14 protein-coding genes are annotated in these 13,123 nt (G+C 76.5%); all 14 read left to right on the forward strand.

The genetic code is table 11. The annotated features are described in order from the left end of the window. Positions 1-218 precede the first annotated feature (218 nt). The 14 genes from G339_RS0119435 to G339_RS0119500 are packed head-to-tail and all read left to right on the forward strand — an operon-like array spanning position 219 to position 13,108. Positions 219-1,793: an AMP-binding protein gene (locus G339_RS0119435; RefSeq protein ID WP_084693323.1), complete on the forward strand. Its 1,575-nt coding sequence runs from the start codon at positions 219-221 to the stop codon at positions 1,791-1,793. Next, entirely contained in the window at positions 1,786-2,700 is a 915-nt protein-coding gene (locus G339_RS0119440) for a lysophospholipid acyltransferase family protein (protein ID WP_157407898.1), read from the forward strand. Before G339_RS0119435 ends, G339_RS0119440 begins: the two co-directional genes overlap by 8 nt. Before the next feature lie 13 nt (positions 2,701-2,713). Continuing rightward, positions 2,714-3,019 carry an acyl carrier protein gene (locus G339_RS34485; RefSeq protein ID WP_019632741.1) on the forward strand — a complete coding sequence of 102 codons (306 nt, stop codon included), beginning with the start codon at positions 2,714-2,716 and terminating at the stop codon, positions 3,017-3,019. Beyond that, complete coding sequence (locus G339_RS34490) at positions 3,009-4,025, forward strand: ABC transporter ATP-binding protein (protein ID WP_019632742.1); 1,017 nt, start codon at positions 3,009-3,011, stop codon at positions 4,023-4,025. The genes G339_RS34485 and G339_RS34490 overlap by 11 nt, the downstream gene beginning before the upstream one ends. Next, on the forward strand, positions 4,022-4,825 hold the full coding sequence (locus G339_RS0119455) for an ABC transporter permease (RefSeq protein ID WP_019632743.1): 804 nt from the start codon (positions 4,022-4,024) through the stop codon (positions 4,823-4,825). The genes G339_RS34490 and G339_RS0119455 overlap by 4 nt, the downstream gene beginning before the upstream one ends. Beyond that, a complete protein-coding gene (locus tag G339_RS0119460; RefSeq protein WP_019632744.1) occupies positions 4,822-5,829 on the forward strand; it encodes a cytochrome P450 in 1,008 nt (335 codons plus the stop codon). The genes G339_RS0119455 and G339_RS0119460 overlap by 4 nt, the downstream gene beginning before the upstream one ends. Positions 5,830-5,831: 2 nt before the next feature. Beyond that, a complete protein-coding gene (locus G339_RS34495) occupies positions 5,832-7,007 on the forward strand; it encodes an alpha-hydroxy acid oxidase (RefSeq protein WP_019632745.1) in 1,176 nt (391 codons plus the stop codon). Continuing rightward, the gene (locus tag G339_RS36935; protein WP_026341597.1) at positions 7,007-7,759 is read left to right on the forward strand and encodes a polysaccharide deacetylase family protein; all 753 of its coding nucleotides are present in this window, start codon (positions 7,007-7,009) and stop codon (positions 7,757-7,759) included. The genes G339_RS34495 and G339_RS36935 overlap by 1 nt, the downstream gene beginning before the upstream one ends. Beyond that, positions 7,735-8,574: a glycosyltransferase family 2 protein gene (locus tag G339_RS0119475; RefSeq protein WP_169514767.1), complete on the forward strand. Its 840-nt coding sequence runs from the start codon at positions 7,735-7,737 to the stop codon at positions 8,572-8,574. The genes G339_RS36935 and G339_RS0119475 overlap by 25 nt, the downstream gene beginning before the upstream one ends. Continuing rightward, the gene (locus tag G339_RS0119480) at positions 8,571-9,377 is read left to right on the forward strand and encodes a sulfotransferase (RefSeq protein WP_019632747.1); all 807 of its coding nucleotides are present in this window, start codon (positions 8,571-8,573) and stop codon (positions 9,375-9,377) included. Before G339_RS0119475 ends, G339_RS0119480 begins: the two co-directional genes overlap by 4 nt. Before the next feature lie 35 nt (positions 9,378-9,412). Continuing rightward, on the forward strand, positions 9,413-10,690 hold the full coding sequence (locus tag G339_RS0119485; RefSeq protein ID WP_033323731.1) for a nucleotide sugar dehydrogenase: 1,278 nt from the start codon (positions 9,413-9,415) through the stop codon (positions 10,688-10,690). Positions 10,691-10,707: 17 nt separating this feature from the next. Beyond that, a complete protein-coding gene (locus G339_RS0119490) occupies positions 10,708-11,595 on the forward strand; it encodes a Gfo/Idh/MocA family protein (protein ID WP_026341599.1) in 888 nt (295 codons plus the stop codon). Continuing rightward, the gene (locus tag G339_RS0119495) at positions 11,589-12,275 is read left to right on the forward strand and encodes a hypothetical protein (RefSeq protein WP_019632750.1); all 687 of its coding nucleotides are present in this window, start codon (positions 11,589-11,591) and stop codon (positions 12,273-12,275) included. The genes G339_RS0119490 and G339_RS0119495 overlap by 7 nt, the downstream gene beginning before the upstream one ends. Beyond that, positions 12,266-13,108 carry a sugar phosphate isomerase/epimerase family protein gene (locus tag G339_RS0119500; protein ID WP_019632751.1) on the forward strand — a complete coding sequence of 281 codons (843 nt, stop codon included), beginning with the start codon at positions 12,266-12,268 and terminating at the stop codon, positions 13,106-13,108. The genes G339_RS0119495 and G339_RS0119500 overlap by 10 nt, the downstream gene beginning before the upstream one ends. Positions 13,109-13,123 lie beyond the last annotated feature (15 nt).

Consider the following 13,123-nt stretch of genomic DNA (forward strand, 5'->3'; position numbering starts at 1 on the left):
GAGACCATCGCCGCGCAGGTGAGGGCCTAGGCGCGACGCGACGTCCCTGGTCGGCGCGCGTCCCCCGATCAGGCCGCCGCGCCTCGTTTTCGACCGTCGTACCGGAAGTGCGAGGGCGGCCGCCCCGCGCCCGGTAATTGTGCGGTGCGCCACATCGCAATGCGGCGCGCCCGCGCGCGTGAACGCCATACCGACCGTCACGAGAATCGGCAGGGAACATGACGCTGGCGGATATCATCGCCCCGCGCTCCGGAAACGTGAAACTTCATTTTCCGGCCGAGCGCGCGGCCGTCGACTACGGCGAATTATGGAGGGCCGGCGCGGCGATGGGCCGGCTGCGGGCGGCGTCCGGCGGACGCCCGGCGGCCGTCGCGCTGACCAACACCCGCGCCTGCGCGACCGTCCTGGTCGGCGCGATCGCGGCGGGCCTGCCGCTCGTCTCGGTCCCGCTGCCGCCGCGCGGGTCCGACCTCGAGTGGTACGCCGGGTTCGTCCAGCGGATCTGCGCCGCGTCGGGCGCGACGACGCTGCTGGTGGACGGCGCGCTCCTCCCGTCGCTCCCGCCGCTGCCGGGCGTCACGGCGCTCTCCCACGACGACGCGCTCGCGATGCGCGGGCGGAGCGATGCAGATCCGGCGGCGTTCACGCTGACGCAGTTCACGTCCGGCAGCACGGCCGACCCGAAGGGGATCGTGCTGCCCGGCGCGATGGTCCGCGCGAACCTGTTGGCGCTGATGGAGTGGCTGGAACCGGTGCCCGGCGACGGCACCTGCACCTGGCTGCCGCTCTCCCACGACATGGGCCTGATCGGGATGTTCCTGGGATCGCTGACGGCGGTCGGGCGCGGGCTCGTCCACGACTTCGACCTCGTCGTGATGACGCCGCAGGGCTTCCTGCGCAACCCGACGGGCTGGCTGACGGCCTGCGCGGAGTTCGGCTCGACGTTCACGGCCGCGCCGAACTACGCCTTCGACATGGCGGCCCGCAAACGCGGGTCCGTCCCCGACCTCGGCCGCCTGCGGACGTGCATCGTCGGCGCGGAGCCGATCCGGCCGGGCTCCCTCGAACGCTTCGCGGAGCTGTTCGCCGACAAGGGGTTCCGCCCGACGACGTTCTCCCCCGCGTACGGGATGGCCGAGGCGGTCCTGGCGGTGACCGGCACCGCGCAGGGCGACCGCTGGCGGGCCGCCGAGCTGGCGTCGATCCCGGGCGGGGCCGCGTTCGCGGACGCGGGGGGGCACCGCGTGGTGTCGTCCGGCCGTCCGCTGCCGGGCTACGAGGTGCGGGTGGACGGCGACGGCGTCGGGGAGATCCTGGTGCGCGGGCCGTCCGTCGCCGAACGGTACGCGGACGGCGCGCCCATCCCCGACGCGGACGGCTGGTTCCGCACCCGCGACCTCGGCGCGGTCCACGGCGGCGAGCTGTACGTCATCGGCCGGACCGACGACGTGTTCCAGGTCGCGGGCCGCAACATCTACGCGATCGACGTCGAGGCGTACGCGGCGGAGGTCGCCGGAATCCGCGACGGGCGCGTCGTGGCCGTCCCCGAGGGCGGCGAGCTGACGATCGTCGCCGAATGCGAGCCGGGCGTGACCGGGCAGGACGACGTGCGGCGGCTCGTCCAGGAGCTGAGCGGCCGGATCGTGACGCGCGTCGGCGTCTCGCCCAAGCGGGTGCTGCTCGCGCGGCGCGGCGCGCTGCCGCTGACGGCGAGCGGGAAGATCCGGCGGCGGCCGCTCGTCGCGGCGCTGGAGTCGTCGCGGCTGACGATCCTCGCGGGCTCCCGTGACTAGCCGCGTGCGCGGCGACGCGCTGGCCGACGCGGGGCGCGCGCTGGCCGGACTCGGCGCGGACGGGCTGCACGGCCCGACGTCCGCCGAGTTCGCCGCCGAGGTCGCCCGCGAGCATCCGGCGCGGGACGTCTTCACCGCGGCGACCGCCGACGCCGCCGCCGCGTGCGGCGTGCCGTCGCCGGGCGCGCTCGCGGAGGACGTCTACGCGAACTTCGTCTGGACGCACTTCGTCTGCAAGCTGCTGATGACGGCGCGTCCGGCGGAGGTCATCGACCACGTCCTGGCCCGCACGGACCTGCGCGAGCTGGCGGCGGCGGAGGCCGCCGGGCCGTCGATCCTGTCGGGGTTCCACTACACGGGCTTCCCGCTGATGGCGCTCGCGCTGGCGATGTCGCCGTCCGCGCCGCTGATCACCAAGGCGCGCGTGGACGTCCTCGAAGGCGACGCGGGCAACAAGCACGACGACCACGTCGTCTACCTCTCCGACCGGTCCGCGCCGCTGCGGATGACGCGCGCGCTGAAGGGCGGCCGGTCGGTGTGGGCGATGCCCGACGTGGTGCTGCCCGGCGTCCGGACGGCGGAGGCCCGCTTCCTCGGGCACGCGATGCGCGTCGGCGCGGGCCTCGGGACGATCGCGCGGCTCAGCGGCCGCCCCTGCACCCCGCTGTTCTGGACGATGACCGGCCCGGACGCGGTCCTGCGCACGGGCGCGCCGATCCCCGCCGCGGCGCGGTCCGAGGACGACGTGATCCAGGACCTCGTCTCCGCGCAGGCCGACTTCATCTCCCGCAACCCCGCGCACTGGCTGGAGTGGTACGCGGTGCTCGACGAGGCCCCGCGCCTGCGCGCGCGGGTCAAGGCGGGCAACGACCGCATCTGGGCCCGCCTCGCGCGGGCGCTGGACTGAAGGAGGGAACGCCATGCCGATGACCTACGACGCGGTGGTGGACGGGATCAGGACCGGCGTCCGCACCGTCAAGGACGGCGCCCGCGCCGGCGAGGCCGTCTCGGAGTCGACCGTGTTCTGGCCGACCGCCGAGCCGGGAAGGTCGAGCCTGTCGTTCGACTCGCTCGACTTCCTCGAACTCGTCGTCTTCTTGGAGGAGACGTACGACTGGTACATCCCCGAGGAAATGCTGGACTACGAGGAATGCCAGACGGTCGCGGACCTCGCCGCCCTCATGCTGCGCGCCCACGCGGAGGATCGCGAGTCTCATGGCGTCTGACGCGATCGAAGTGCGCTCGCTGGCCAAGAAGTACGCGGACGGCACCGACGCGATCAGCGACGTCTCGTTCACCGTGGCGGCGGGCGAGATCGTCGGGCTGGTCGGCCCGAACGGCGCTGGGAAGAGCACGACGCTGAACATCCTCGCGACGCTGATCCGCGCGACGAGCGGCGAGGCGTCGGTGTTCGGCGTCCCGGTGGCGCGGCGCGCGGCGGTCCGGCCGCTGCTCGGCGTCGCGCTGCAGGCGACCGGGCTGGACCCGCTGATGACCGTCCGGGACCACTTCGCCGTCCACGGCGCGCTGTACGCGATGCGGCCGCGCGCGACGGCGGCGCGGACGGCGGAGCTGCTGGCGGCGTTCGAGCTGGGCCCGATGCGCGACCGGCGCGTCGGCGGGCTGTCGGGCGGCACGCAGCGGCGGCTGGCGCTCGCGCTGTCGCTGCTGCACGGGCCGAGGGCCATCGTCTTCGACGAGCCGACCGTCGCCCTCGACCCCAATCTGCGCCGCGCCGTCTGGGAACTGCTGGACGACCTGTGCGCGCGGGGCCTCGCCGTCCTGTTCAGCACGCACTACATGGACGAGGCCGACCGCCTGTGCCACCGGATCGAGCTGATGTCCAAGGGCCGGATCGTCGCGTCCGGCTCGCCGGACGAGCTGAAGGCGCGGATGGCGCACGGCGTCCTGCGGCTGCGCGTCCGCGACGACGCGGGCGCGCTGGAGGACGCGCTCGCCGCCGCGACGGCGCGCGGGCTGCTCCCCGCGCACGAACCGCCGCTGATTCGGGAACAGCTCGTGGAGGTGCGGGCCGAGCTGGGCGAGGCGGCGCTGGACGCGCTGCCGGTCCTGCTGGCCGAGTTCGGCGTCCTCGTCGTGGACCTCCACTGGGGCCACGGCACGCTGGACGACGTCTTCGCGCGGCTCGCGGAGTCCACGGCGGACGAGACCGACGTCCCGGCGGCGACGGTCGAGCACCGCGCCCTGGCCCGGCGCGGGGGGCGCTCATGACGGCGGTCCGGCTGCACGCCGTCTGGGTGCTGTACCGGCGGTCGATTCGCGAGCTGGTCTCGCTCGGGCCGCAGACGCTCGTCGCGCCGCTCGTGGTGCCGGTGTTCGTGCTGCTCGTCTACTCGGCGCTGTTCTCGCAGGTCTTCGAGCGGCTGGGGACGCATCTGCCGGGAACGCCCGGGTTCGATCCGACGATCAACTACGCGCAGTACGTGCTGGCCGGGCCGATCGTCATGTCCGCGATGCTCGGAACGGCGTCGGCGGGCATCGGCGTCGCCGTCGAACGGCAGCTCGGCTTCTACGACCGGATGGAGCTGTCCCCGCTCGGCCCGGCGCAGAGCCAGTTCGGGCGGCGGCTCGCGGACGGGACGCGGATCGCGCTGTTCGCCGTCGTCCTCACGCTCGTCGCGTGGGGCGCGGGCGCGCACATCGCGCACTGGCCGCTCGCGCTCGCCGTGACCGTCCCGCTCGCCGCGTGCCTCGGCATGGCGTGGGGCGGGCTCGCGTTCGCGCTGTGCCTGCGGTCGGGCAGCGCGGAGGCGGCGCAGGCCGTCACGCCGCTGTTCCTGCCCGCGCTGTTCCTCAGCACGGCGTTCGTCCCCCTTCCGCTGATCCCGCACTGGTTGCGGCCGATCGTGGAGTACAACCCGCTGTCGGCGGTCTGCGACGCGATCCGGCACGCGGCGGCGGGGAGCCTGAACGGGTCGGCGGTGCTGCGCAGCGCCGTGGAGATCGCGGTCCTCGCCGCGCTGACGCAGACGCTGATCCGGCGGGCCGAGCGGAAGGTGGCGGCGCGGTGATCGAGTACGCCGCCGCCGAAACGGCGCGCGTCCAGGGCTGGGACGCGTGCGTGCGGGCGCTGTCGGCGTCCGGGCTCGTCTCGGACGCCGGGCCCGCCGAGGGCAACAACATGCTGCTCATGGAAGGCGCGACGCACCGGACGCTGCGCCGCCTGACCCGCGCGCAGCTCTCCCGGCCGCACCTCGCGGCGGTCGCGGAGCACCTCGACGCGACCGCCGGCCGGCTGGTCGCGGCCGCCCTCGGCGACCCCGCGGCCGACCTGGTCGCGGACGTCGCCGAACCGCTCGTCCTGGACGCGATCCTGTCCGTGCTGGGCGTCCCGGACGAGCGGCGGGCGCGCCTCGCCGAACTGACGCGGTCGATGCTCGGCCTGCTGGAACCCGACCTGCCGCCCGAGCGGCGGCGCGCGGCCGCGAACGCCGCGCTGCGCGCGACGCTGCTGTTCGAGCGGGACGCGCGCGCGGGCCGCGCCGCCGGATTCCACGCCGTGCTGGAGGCGGCCGCCGCTGCGGGCGAGATCCCGGTCAAGACCGCGCGGTCCACGCCCGTCGTGATGCTGCACGGCGGATACGAGAACCCGCTCAACCAGCTCGGCTGCCTCGCCGCGTGGGCCGTCGCGGACCCCGAGCGGTTCGCGGCGGCGGCGGACGCGGCCCCGGCGGCGGTCTTCGAGGAGGTCCTGCGCGCGTACTCGCCCGTCCGGGCGGTCGCGCGCTGGGACGCGGCGGACGGCGGCCGGTTCGTCTGGGTCGACCTGCACAGCGCCAACCACGACGAGCGGCGCTTCCCGTCGCCGGACGCCGTCGACCCGGCCCGCGAGCCCGGCCACCTGGGCTTCGGGTACGGCCGCCACGCCTGTCCGGGCGCGGCGCTCGCCCGGCTGGAGGGCCGGGCGCTGCTGCGCGCGCTCCGGCGCGTCCCGGCGGCGGCGCTCCGCGCGTTCACCGTCCAGTGGCGGGACGGGCTCGTCGCCCGCGGACCCCGCACGATCACCAGGAGGTAGCCATGCCACCGCCGATCCGGACCGTCGCCGACGCCCGCGCGCGGGCGCGCCGGGTCCTGCCGCGCGTCCTGTTCGACTACGTCGACGGCGGCGCCGACGGGGAGGTGACGCTCGCCGCCAACGAGCGCGCGTTCCGCGACGTCGCGCTGCGGCCGCGCATGGGCGTGGACGTCGACGTCGACCTCGGCACGACCGTCCTCGGCCGCCGCCTCGACCTGCCGGTGCTGCTCGCGCCGTGCGGGATGGTGCAGCTCGTCCACCCGGACGGGGCGGTCGGCGCGGCGCGCGCCGCCGCCGGCGCGGGCACCCTCGCGGTGCTCAGCAAGATCGCGCTGTGCTCGCCGGAGGAGGTGGCCGCCGCCGTCCCCGGCCCGCACTGGTTCCAGATCAACTCGGCGGGCGGCCGCGACGAGGTGAAGCGGCTGCTGGCGCGGGTCCGCGACGCGGGCTTCGACGGCCTGGTCGTGACGCTCGACGGGCCGCCGCCCGGCAACCACGAGCGGGACCTGCGGCACGGCGTCGTGCCGCCGGTGCGGCCCACGCCCCGGCTCGTCGCGCGGCTCGCCGCGCAGGCGGCGGCGGCGCCGCGCTGGACGGCGGCGATGGCGCTGGCCGCGCGGCGGCAGCGCGCGACCGTCCAGGGCGCGACCCGCGTCCTCGGCAACGGCCGCGCGCCCCGGTCGGCCCGCTTCACCTGGGCCGACATCGCGTGGATCAGGCGGGAGTGGGCGGGTTCCCTGCTCGTCAAGGGCGTGCTCACCGGCGCGGACGCGCGCGCCGCCGTCGAGGCGGGCGCGGACGCGGTGATCGTCTCCAACCACGGCGGCCGGGCGCTCGACGGCGCCCCCGCGACGCTCACCGCGCTGCCCGAGGTCGCGGACGCGGTCGGCGACGCGGCGGAGGTGCTGCTGGACGGCGGCGTCCGCCGGGCGAGCTGCGTGGTGAAGGCGCTGAGCCTGGGCGCGCGGGCCGTCCTCATCGGGCGGCCGTTCGTGTACGGGCTCGCGGCGGGCGGCGAGCCGGGCGTCGCGCAGGTGCTGGAGGTCTTCCGGGCCGAGCTGGTCCGGACGATGCGGCTCGTCGGCCGCGCGACGCCCGCCGACCTCGATCCCGGCCTGCTCCAGGCGATGCGGCCGTGGGACGTCCCGGGCCTACCGTCAGCGAAGGAGCTGCTCTGATGGCGCGCGAAACCGCGGGCACGGCCGTCCACCCGCCGCCGGAGGTCGGTTCCGCGCCGGGCTGGCCGGTCGTCCTGTACTTCCACCACGTCGATCCGGACATCCGGCACTACACCTGCGTGTCCCCGGCCGCGTTCGACGCGGCGCTCGCCGGGCTCGGCGAACGGTTCCGGCCGCTCGACCCCCGCGCCGTCCCGGCCGTGGTCGAGGCGGGCGGGAGCGCCGAGCCGACCTGCCTGCTGACGTTCGACGACGGGTACGCCGACGTCCTCGAACACGCGCTGCCGATCATGGAGCGGCGCGGCTGGCGGGCCGTCCACTTCGTCAGCACCGACCTCGTCGGCACGGTCGAGGACCATCCCGTCCGGGGCCGCCTGCGGCACCTGACGTGGGACGAGCTGGCCGAGCTGACCCGGCGCGGGCACGTCGTCGCGAGCCACGGCTGCTCGCACACCCCGTTCGACCGGCTGCCGCCCGCCGAGGTCCGCCGCGAGGCCGCGCGGGCCGGGGCGGTGCTGGCGGCGCGGCTGCCCGGCGCGCCCGACTGGCTCGCGTACCCGTACGGAATCCCGCCCGGACCGGGCGTGGAACTGCCCGAGCTGTGCTTCGGCTCGGTGAAGGCGCCCGCGCTCGCGTGGGACGCCGCGCCCCGCGAGATCCGCCGCACGTACCTCCCGGCGGACGGCCGGGAGCGGTGGGAGACCTGCATGGACGAATGGAGGCGGCCGTGGAGCCCCGGCGCATCGCTCTGATCATCCCGACCTGCGGGCGGCCCGACGACCTGCGGGAGTGCCTGCGGTCCGTCGCGGCGGAGGACGACGGCTCCCTCGCGCAGGTGATCGTCGTGGACGACGGCGCGCCCGAGCCCGTCGAGCTGCCCGCCGACGTCGGCGGTGTGCCGCTGGTGAAACGGCGCAACGCCGTCCGCAGGGGCGCGGCCTACAGCCGCAACCTCGCGCTGCAGACGCTCGCGGACGAGGTGGACGCGGTCGGTTTCCTCGACGACGACGCGCGCCTCACCCAGGGCTGGTTCGCGGCGGCGCGCCGCGAGCTGACCCGCGACCGGGGCGCGGTGACGGGCCCGGTCCTGCGGTTCGACCGCGGCCTGGTGTCCCGCGCGCGCCAGCTCCGCTACGACCGCCGGTACGCGCCCGTCGAGCCGGGCCAGCCCGTCGCATTCCTCGCGGGCGGCAACGCCGTCGTCTGGCGCGACCTGCTGGTGAAGGCCGGGGGCTTCCCGGACACGCCGACGATGAGCGACCGGTTCCTGGTGCGGCGGCTGGAGGCGGCGGGCGGCCGCTGCCACTTCGTCCCGGACCTGCTCGTGCGGCACCGCAACTCCAAGGGGCTGCGCACGGCGGTCCGGGAGGCGTGGCGCGCGGGGCTGCTGGACGACACGCCGCTGGACTCCCCGGCCCGCAGGCGGCTGGCGGGCGCGGCGCGGGACGCGCTCGCGGGCGACCAGGTCGCGGCGGCGCTGCTGAACGTCGCGCTCGACGCGGTGTACCTCGGCGGCCGCGAGCGCGCCCGGCGGCACCGCGCGCGCCTCGCGGCGGCGGCGACGTGAGCGCGCCGCCCGGGCCGCTGCTGCTCGTCGGCCCGCAGCGCTCCGGGACCACGGCGCTCGGCGCGGCGCTGTCGGCGGCCGTCGCGGCGGCCGGGGGCTGCTTCACCGTCAACGGGAAGCTGCCCTACCTGCTGCGGCGCTGGTGGACGCCCGCCGACGTCGCCGCCGCGCATCTGCGCGCGGACGAGGCGGCGCACGCGCTCGCCCGCGTCCCGCCGTACGGCGACGGGGCCGGCGCGTGGCTGGGCCGCGCCCGCGCCGCGCTGCTCGCCGGGGCGCGCCGCGCCGCCGACGGACGCGCCGCCCCGACCGTCGCCGAGGAGGCCCGGCGGATCTGCGCGGAGGCGTACGCGGCCGAGCCGTGGGGCGACAAGTACAACGAGTACCTGCTCGACCTGCCGTGGCTCGACGCGGTGTTCCCCGACGCGCGCTGGATCTTCCTGGTGCGGGACCCGGCCGAGACGGTCGCGTCGATGCTGGCGTGGCCGCGCGACAAGCCGTGGAACCCCGCGCACGCCGCCGCGGCGTCGGCGAAGTGGGCGCACTGGGCGTCGCGGTGGCTGGAGTTCCGCGCCCGCGTGCCGCCCGAGCGGCGGTGCGAGCTGGACTACGCGGACCTGTGCGACGGCCGCGCCGAGGGGCTGGCGGAGCTGGTCGGCGTCGAGACCGCGCCGTTCCTCACCGGCCTGCGGCGGTCGGCGGCGGACCGGCCGCGGCCGCCGCTCGGCCCGCGCGCGCTGGACGTCCGCGCCGCCCTGGCGCGGCTGCGAATCCTCGGCGAGCCCGCCGGGACGACGCGATGAATCACGAGGGAGACGTGGTCGGCGTGGGAGACGTGATGCAGGGGACCGGCCGGGAGCCGGTCGACGTGCTCGTGATCGGGCTCGGCTACGTGGGGCTGCCGCTGGTCCGCGAGGCGGTCGGCGCCGGGTACCGGGTCGCCGGGTTCGACCGGAGCGCGGCGGTGGTGGCGTCGCTGCGGGCGGGCCGGTCGCACGTGGACGACGTCACCGACGACGACGTGCGCGCGCTCGCGGCGGGCGGGTTCCGCGCGGTCTCCGACGAGGCGGAGTTACCGCCGCCGAGGACGGTCGTGATCTGCGTCCCGACGCCGCTGTCGCGGACGGGCGGCCCTGATCTGGCCGCGCTCCGCGCCGCAGCGCGGACGGCGGGCGGCGTCCTGGGCCCGGACTCGCTGGTGATCGTGGAGTCCACCAGCTTCCCGGGCACCACGGACGAGGTCGTCCGCCCGATCCTGGAAGAGCGCTCCGGGCTGCGCGCTGGAACGGACTTCCACCTGGCGTTCTCCCCCGAGCGCATCGACCCCGGCAACAAGCGGTTCGGGCTGCGCAACACCCCGAAGGTCGTCGGCGGCCACACGCCCGCGTGCGCGACGGCGGCCGTGGCGTTCTACGCGAAGCTGTGCGACGAGGTCGTCCAGGCCAAGTCCACGCGCGAGGCCGAGATGGCGAAGCTGCTGGAGAACACCTACCGGTACGTCAACATCGCGCTCGTCAACGAGATGGCGATGTTCTGCCGGGAGCTGGGCGTGGACCTGTGGGACGCGATCCGCTGCGCGGGGACCAAGCCGTTCGGCTTCCAGGCGTTCCGCCCGGGGCCGGGCGTCGGCGGGCACTGCATCCCGGTGGACCCGCACTACCTGTCGTACCGGACGCGGGCGGCGGGCGTCCCGTTCCGGTTCGTGGAGCTGGCCGAGGACGTCAACCGGCGGATGGCCCGCCACGTCGTGGACCGCGCGGCCGAACTCCTCGCGCGGCACGGCGGGACGCTGGCGGGCGCGGAGGTGCTGCTGCTCGGCGTCACCTACAAGGAGGACGTCGCCGACCAGCGGGAGACCCCGGCGCTGCCGGTCGCCCGCGAACTGCTCGCCCGGTCCGCGCGGCTGGCCTACCACGACCCGTACGTCGCGGACTGGCGGGTGGACGGCGCGCCCGTCCGGCGCGCGACGGACCTGGCGGCCGGGCTCGCCGGGGCGGACCTGGCGATCCTGCTCCAGGCGCACCGCGCCTACGGCGGCGCGGAGGTCGCCCGGACGGGGCGGCCGCTCCTGGACACCCGGGGCGGCGTCGCCGCCCCGCGCGCGGAGGCGCTGTGACACCCGATCGGAGGACCATGCGCGTGGCCATCTGCGGCTTCGGGAGCGCGGGGCGGCAGCACGCCGCCGCCGTCGCGGAGCTGCCGGACGTGACCGTCCACTCGGTGCTGGAGGCCGACCCGGCCGTCCGCACGGACCCGTACCCGCGCGCGGCCGACTGGGCGTCGGTGCTGGCCGACCCGCGGGTGGACGCCGTCGCGCTGTGCGTGCCGCCGGGCGGGCGCGCGGAGCTGGCGGCGGCGGCCGTCGCGGCGGGCAAGGCGGTGCTGCTGGAGAAGCCGCCGTGCATGTCGGTGGCGGAACTGGACCAGTTGGAGGCGTTGGACGGCCGGATCGGCGTCATGCTCCAGCACCGGTTCCGGCTGCCCGCCGAGGTGCTGGACCGGCCGTTCCGCGCGGCGGCCGGGACGCTGCTCGTCAGCCGCCATCGCGTCCCGGCGCGGCACTACACGGGCTGGCGGGCCGATCCGGGCCGGTCGCTGGGCGGGATCACCGCGCATCTCGGCGTCCACTACCTGGACCTGGCGTGCCAGGCGCTCGGGGACGTGGAGGCGGTGGACGTCGTGGAGCACCGGTCGTGCGCGCCCGGCATCGACGTGCGGGTCGGCGCGGTCGTCCGGTTCGCCGCCGGGTCGACGCTCGCGGTGACGATCGCGGCGGACGTCCCGGCGCGCGCGGAACAGCTCGTGATCGTCGGCGGCGACCGGTACCTGAGCATCGCGGACGGCGCGGTCGTCCTGCGCGACGGCGACGCCGAGCGCACCGTGCCCGCCGCCCCGACGCCCGCGCTGCGCGGCCGCGTCTACACCGAGTTCACGAGCGGCGGCGAGCTGTGCTCGCTGGCGCGGAGCCGGGGGGCCACCCGAATCCTGGACGAGGTGCGGAAGGCGGGCACCGGATGGTGACGCGGCTCGGACTGTCCTCGGGCACCGCGCCCCGGCTCGCGGCGGCGGAGCTGGCGGCGCTCGTCCGCGGCGCCGGGGGCTCGGTCGCGGACCTGCGCGCGGACAAGGGCCACCGCTGGGAGGACGACGGCCTCGCGGGCCTCGGCGGGCTCGCGGTCTCGTTCGTCGGCCTCTCGGTCGTGCTCGGCGCGTCCGACCAGCGTCCGGACGCCGCCGCGCGGTTCCCCGGCCTGCCCGTGAAGGTGTTCGCCGCGCCGGGCGCGGCGTCGGCGGCGGCCACCCGCGACCAGCTCGCCGCGCTGACGGCGGACCGCGCGCCCGACCAGGTCCTGGTCGAGACGCACCGGGGCGGGGCCGCGCCCGCCGAGCTGGCCGAGCTGTGCGCGCGGTACGGCTGCCGGCTCGTCGTGGACAACCTCGGTCTGCACGAGATCGCCGACGACGAACCGGCGGCGCTCGCGCTGCTCGCGCCGTGGGCGTCGGCCGTGCAGGTGAAGGGCTTCGACCCGGCGGCGGACGGGGGCCGGCCCGCGCACCGGCCGCTGGCCGCCGCCGACCTCGGCTGGCTGGCGGCGTTCCGCACGGCCGCCGTCGACATCACCGTGGAGTCCCGCGCCGGGACGCCGCGCGACGACCTGGCCGCTCTGCGCGCCGCGTGGGAGGACATCGCATGCGCCTAGCCATCATCAACGACGAGGTGGACCAGGACCCCGGCCGGGCCGCCGACGCCGCCGCCGCGTGCGGGTTCGGCGGGATCGAGGTCCGCTCGGTGCGCAACGTGCCGCCGCACGAGCTGACCGACGACGAGCTGCGCGGCGTCGCCGCCGACCTGGCCGCGCGCGGGCTGGCGGTCGCCGGGTTCTGTCCGCCCGCGCTCAAGACCGCGCTGCCGCGCACGGACGCGGACGTCGCGGCGGTCCGTGCGGTGCTCGTCCGCGCGATCGGGCAGGCGCGCGTGCTCGGCGCGCCGCACGTGCGGATCTTCACGTTCTACCGGGAGGGCGATCCGGACCCGGTCGCGGCGGCCAGGGCGGCGCGGCGGGTGCTGGACGGGGTGCCGCTGGACGGCGTCCGGCTGCTCGTCGAGACCGGGACCAGGACGAACACGCCGACGATGGCGCTGCTCATGCGCTTCCTGGAGGCCGTGGACGTCCCCGGACTCGGCGTCCTGTGGGACCCGGGGAACACCGTGTTCAGCGGGATGGGCCGGACGCCGTTCCCCGCCGAGTACCGGCTCGGGCGCGACCTCATCGGGCACGTCCACGTCAAGGACCCGGCGGGCACGACCGGCTACGTCCGGCTCGGCGACGGGGACCTGCCGTGGGCGGAGATCGTCGAAACACTGCGCGCGGACGGCTACGGCGGTTGGCTGTCCCTGGAGACGCACTGGCGCGTCGGCCGCGTCCTGAACCAGCGGCAGCGCGACAACCCCTGGGGCGACGACTTCACCGACGGGGGCTACGACGCGAGCGTGCAGTGCATGGAGCGCCTCGCGGCGCTCGTCGCCGGCTGACCGGCACCGGAACGG

It is taken from the genome of Actinomadura atramentaria DSM 43919 (assembly GCF_000381885.1).
GTDB lineage: Bacteria > Actinomycetota > Actinomycetes > Streptosporangiales > Streptosporangiaceae > Spirillospora > Spirillospora atramentaria.

Coding starts and splice junctions, on each gene's coding strand:
- G339_RS0119435 (WP_084693323.1), top strand. CDS start 219: ATGACGCTGGCGGATATCATCGCCCCGCGCTCCGGAAACGTGAAACTT.
- G339_RS34485 (WP_019632741.1), top strand. CDS start 2,714: ATGCCGATGACCTACGACGCGGTGGTGGACGGGATCAGGACCGGCGTC.
- G339_RS34490 (WP_019632742.1), top strand. CDS start 3,009: ATGGCGTCTGACGCGATCGAAGTGCGCTCGCTGGCCAAGAAGTACGCG.
- G339_RS0119455 (WP_019632743.1), top strand. CDS start 4,022: ATGACGGCGGTCCGGCTGCACGCCGTCTGGGTGCTGTACCGGCGGTCG.
- G339_RS34495 (WP_019632745.1), top strand. CDS start 5,832: ATGCCACCGCCGATCCGGACCGTCGCCGACGCCCGCGCGCGGGCGCGC.
- G339_RS36935 (WP_026341597.1), top strand. CDS start 7,007: ATGGCGCGCGAAACCGCGGGCACGGCCGTCCACCCGCCGCCGGAGGTC.
- G339_RS0119485 (WP_033323731.1), top strand. CDS start 9,413: ATGCAGGGGACCGGCCGGGAGCCGGTCGACGTGCTCGTGATCGGGCTC.
- G339_RS0119490 (WP_026341599.1), top strand. CDS start 10,708: ATGCGCGTGGCCATCTGCGGCTTCGGGAGCGCGGGGCGGCAGCACGCC.
- G339_RS0119495 (WP_019632750.1), top strand. CDS start 11,589: ATGGTGACGCGGCTCGGACTGTCCTCGGGCACCGCGCCCCGGCTCGCG.
- G339_RS0119500 (WP_019632751.1), top strand. CDS start 12,266: ATGCGCCTAGCCATCATCAACGACGAGGTGGACCAGGACCCCGGCCGG.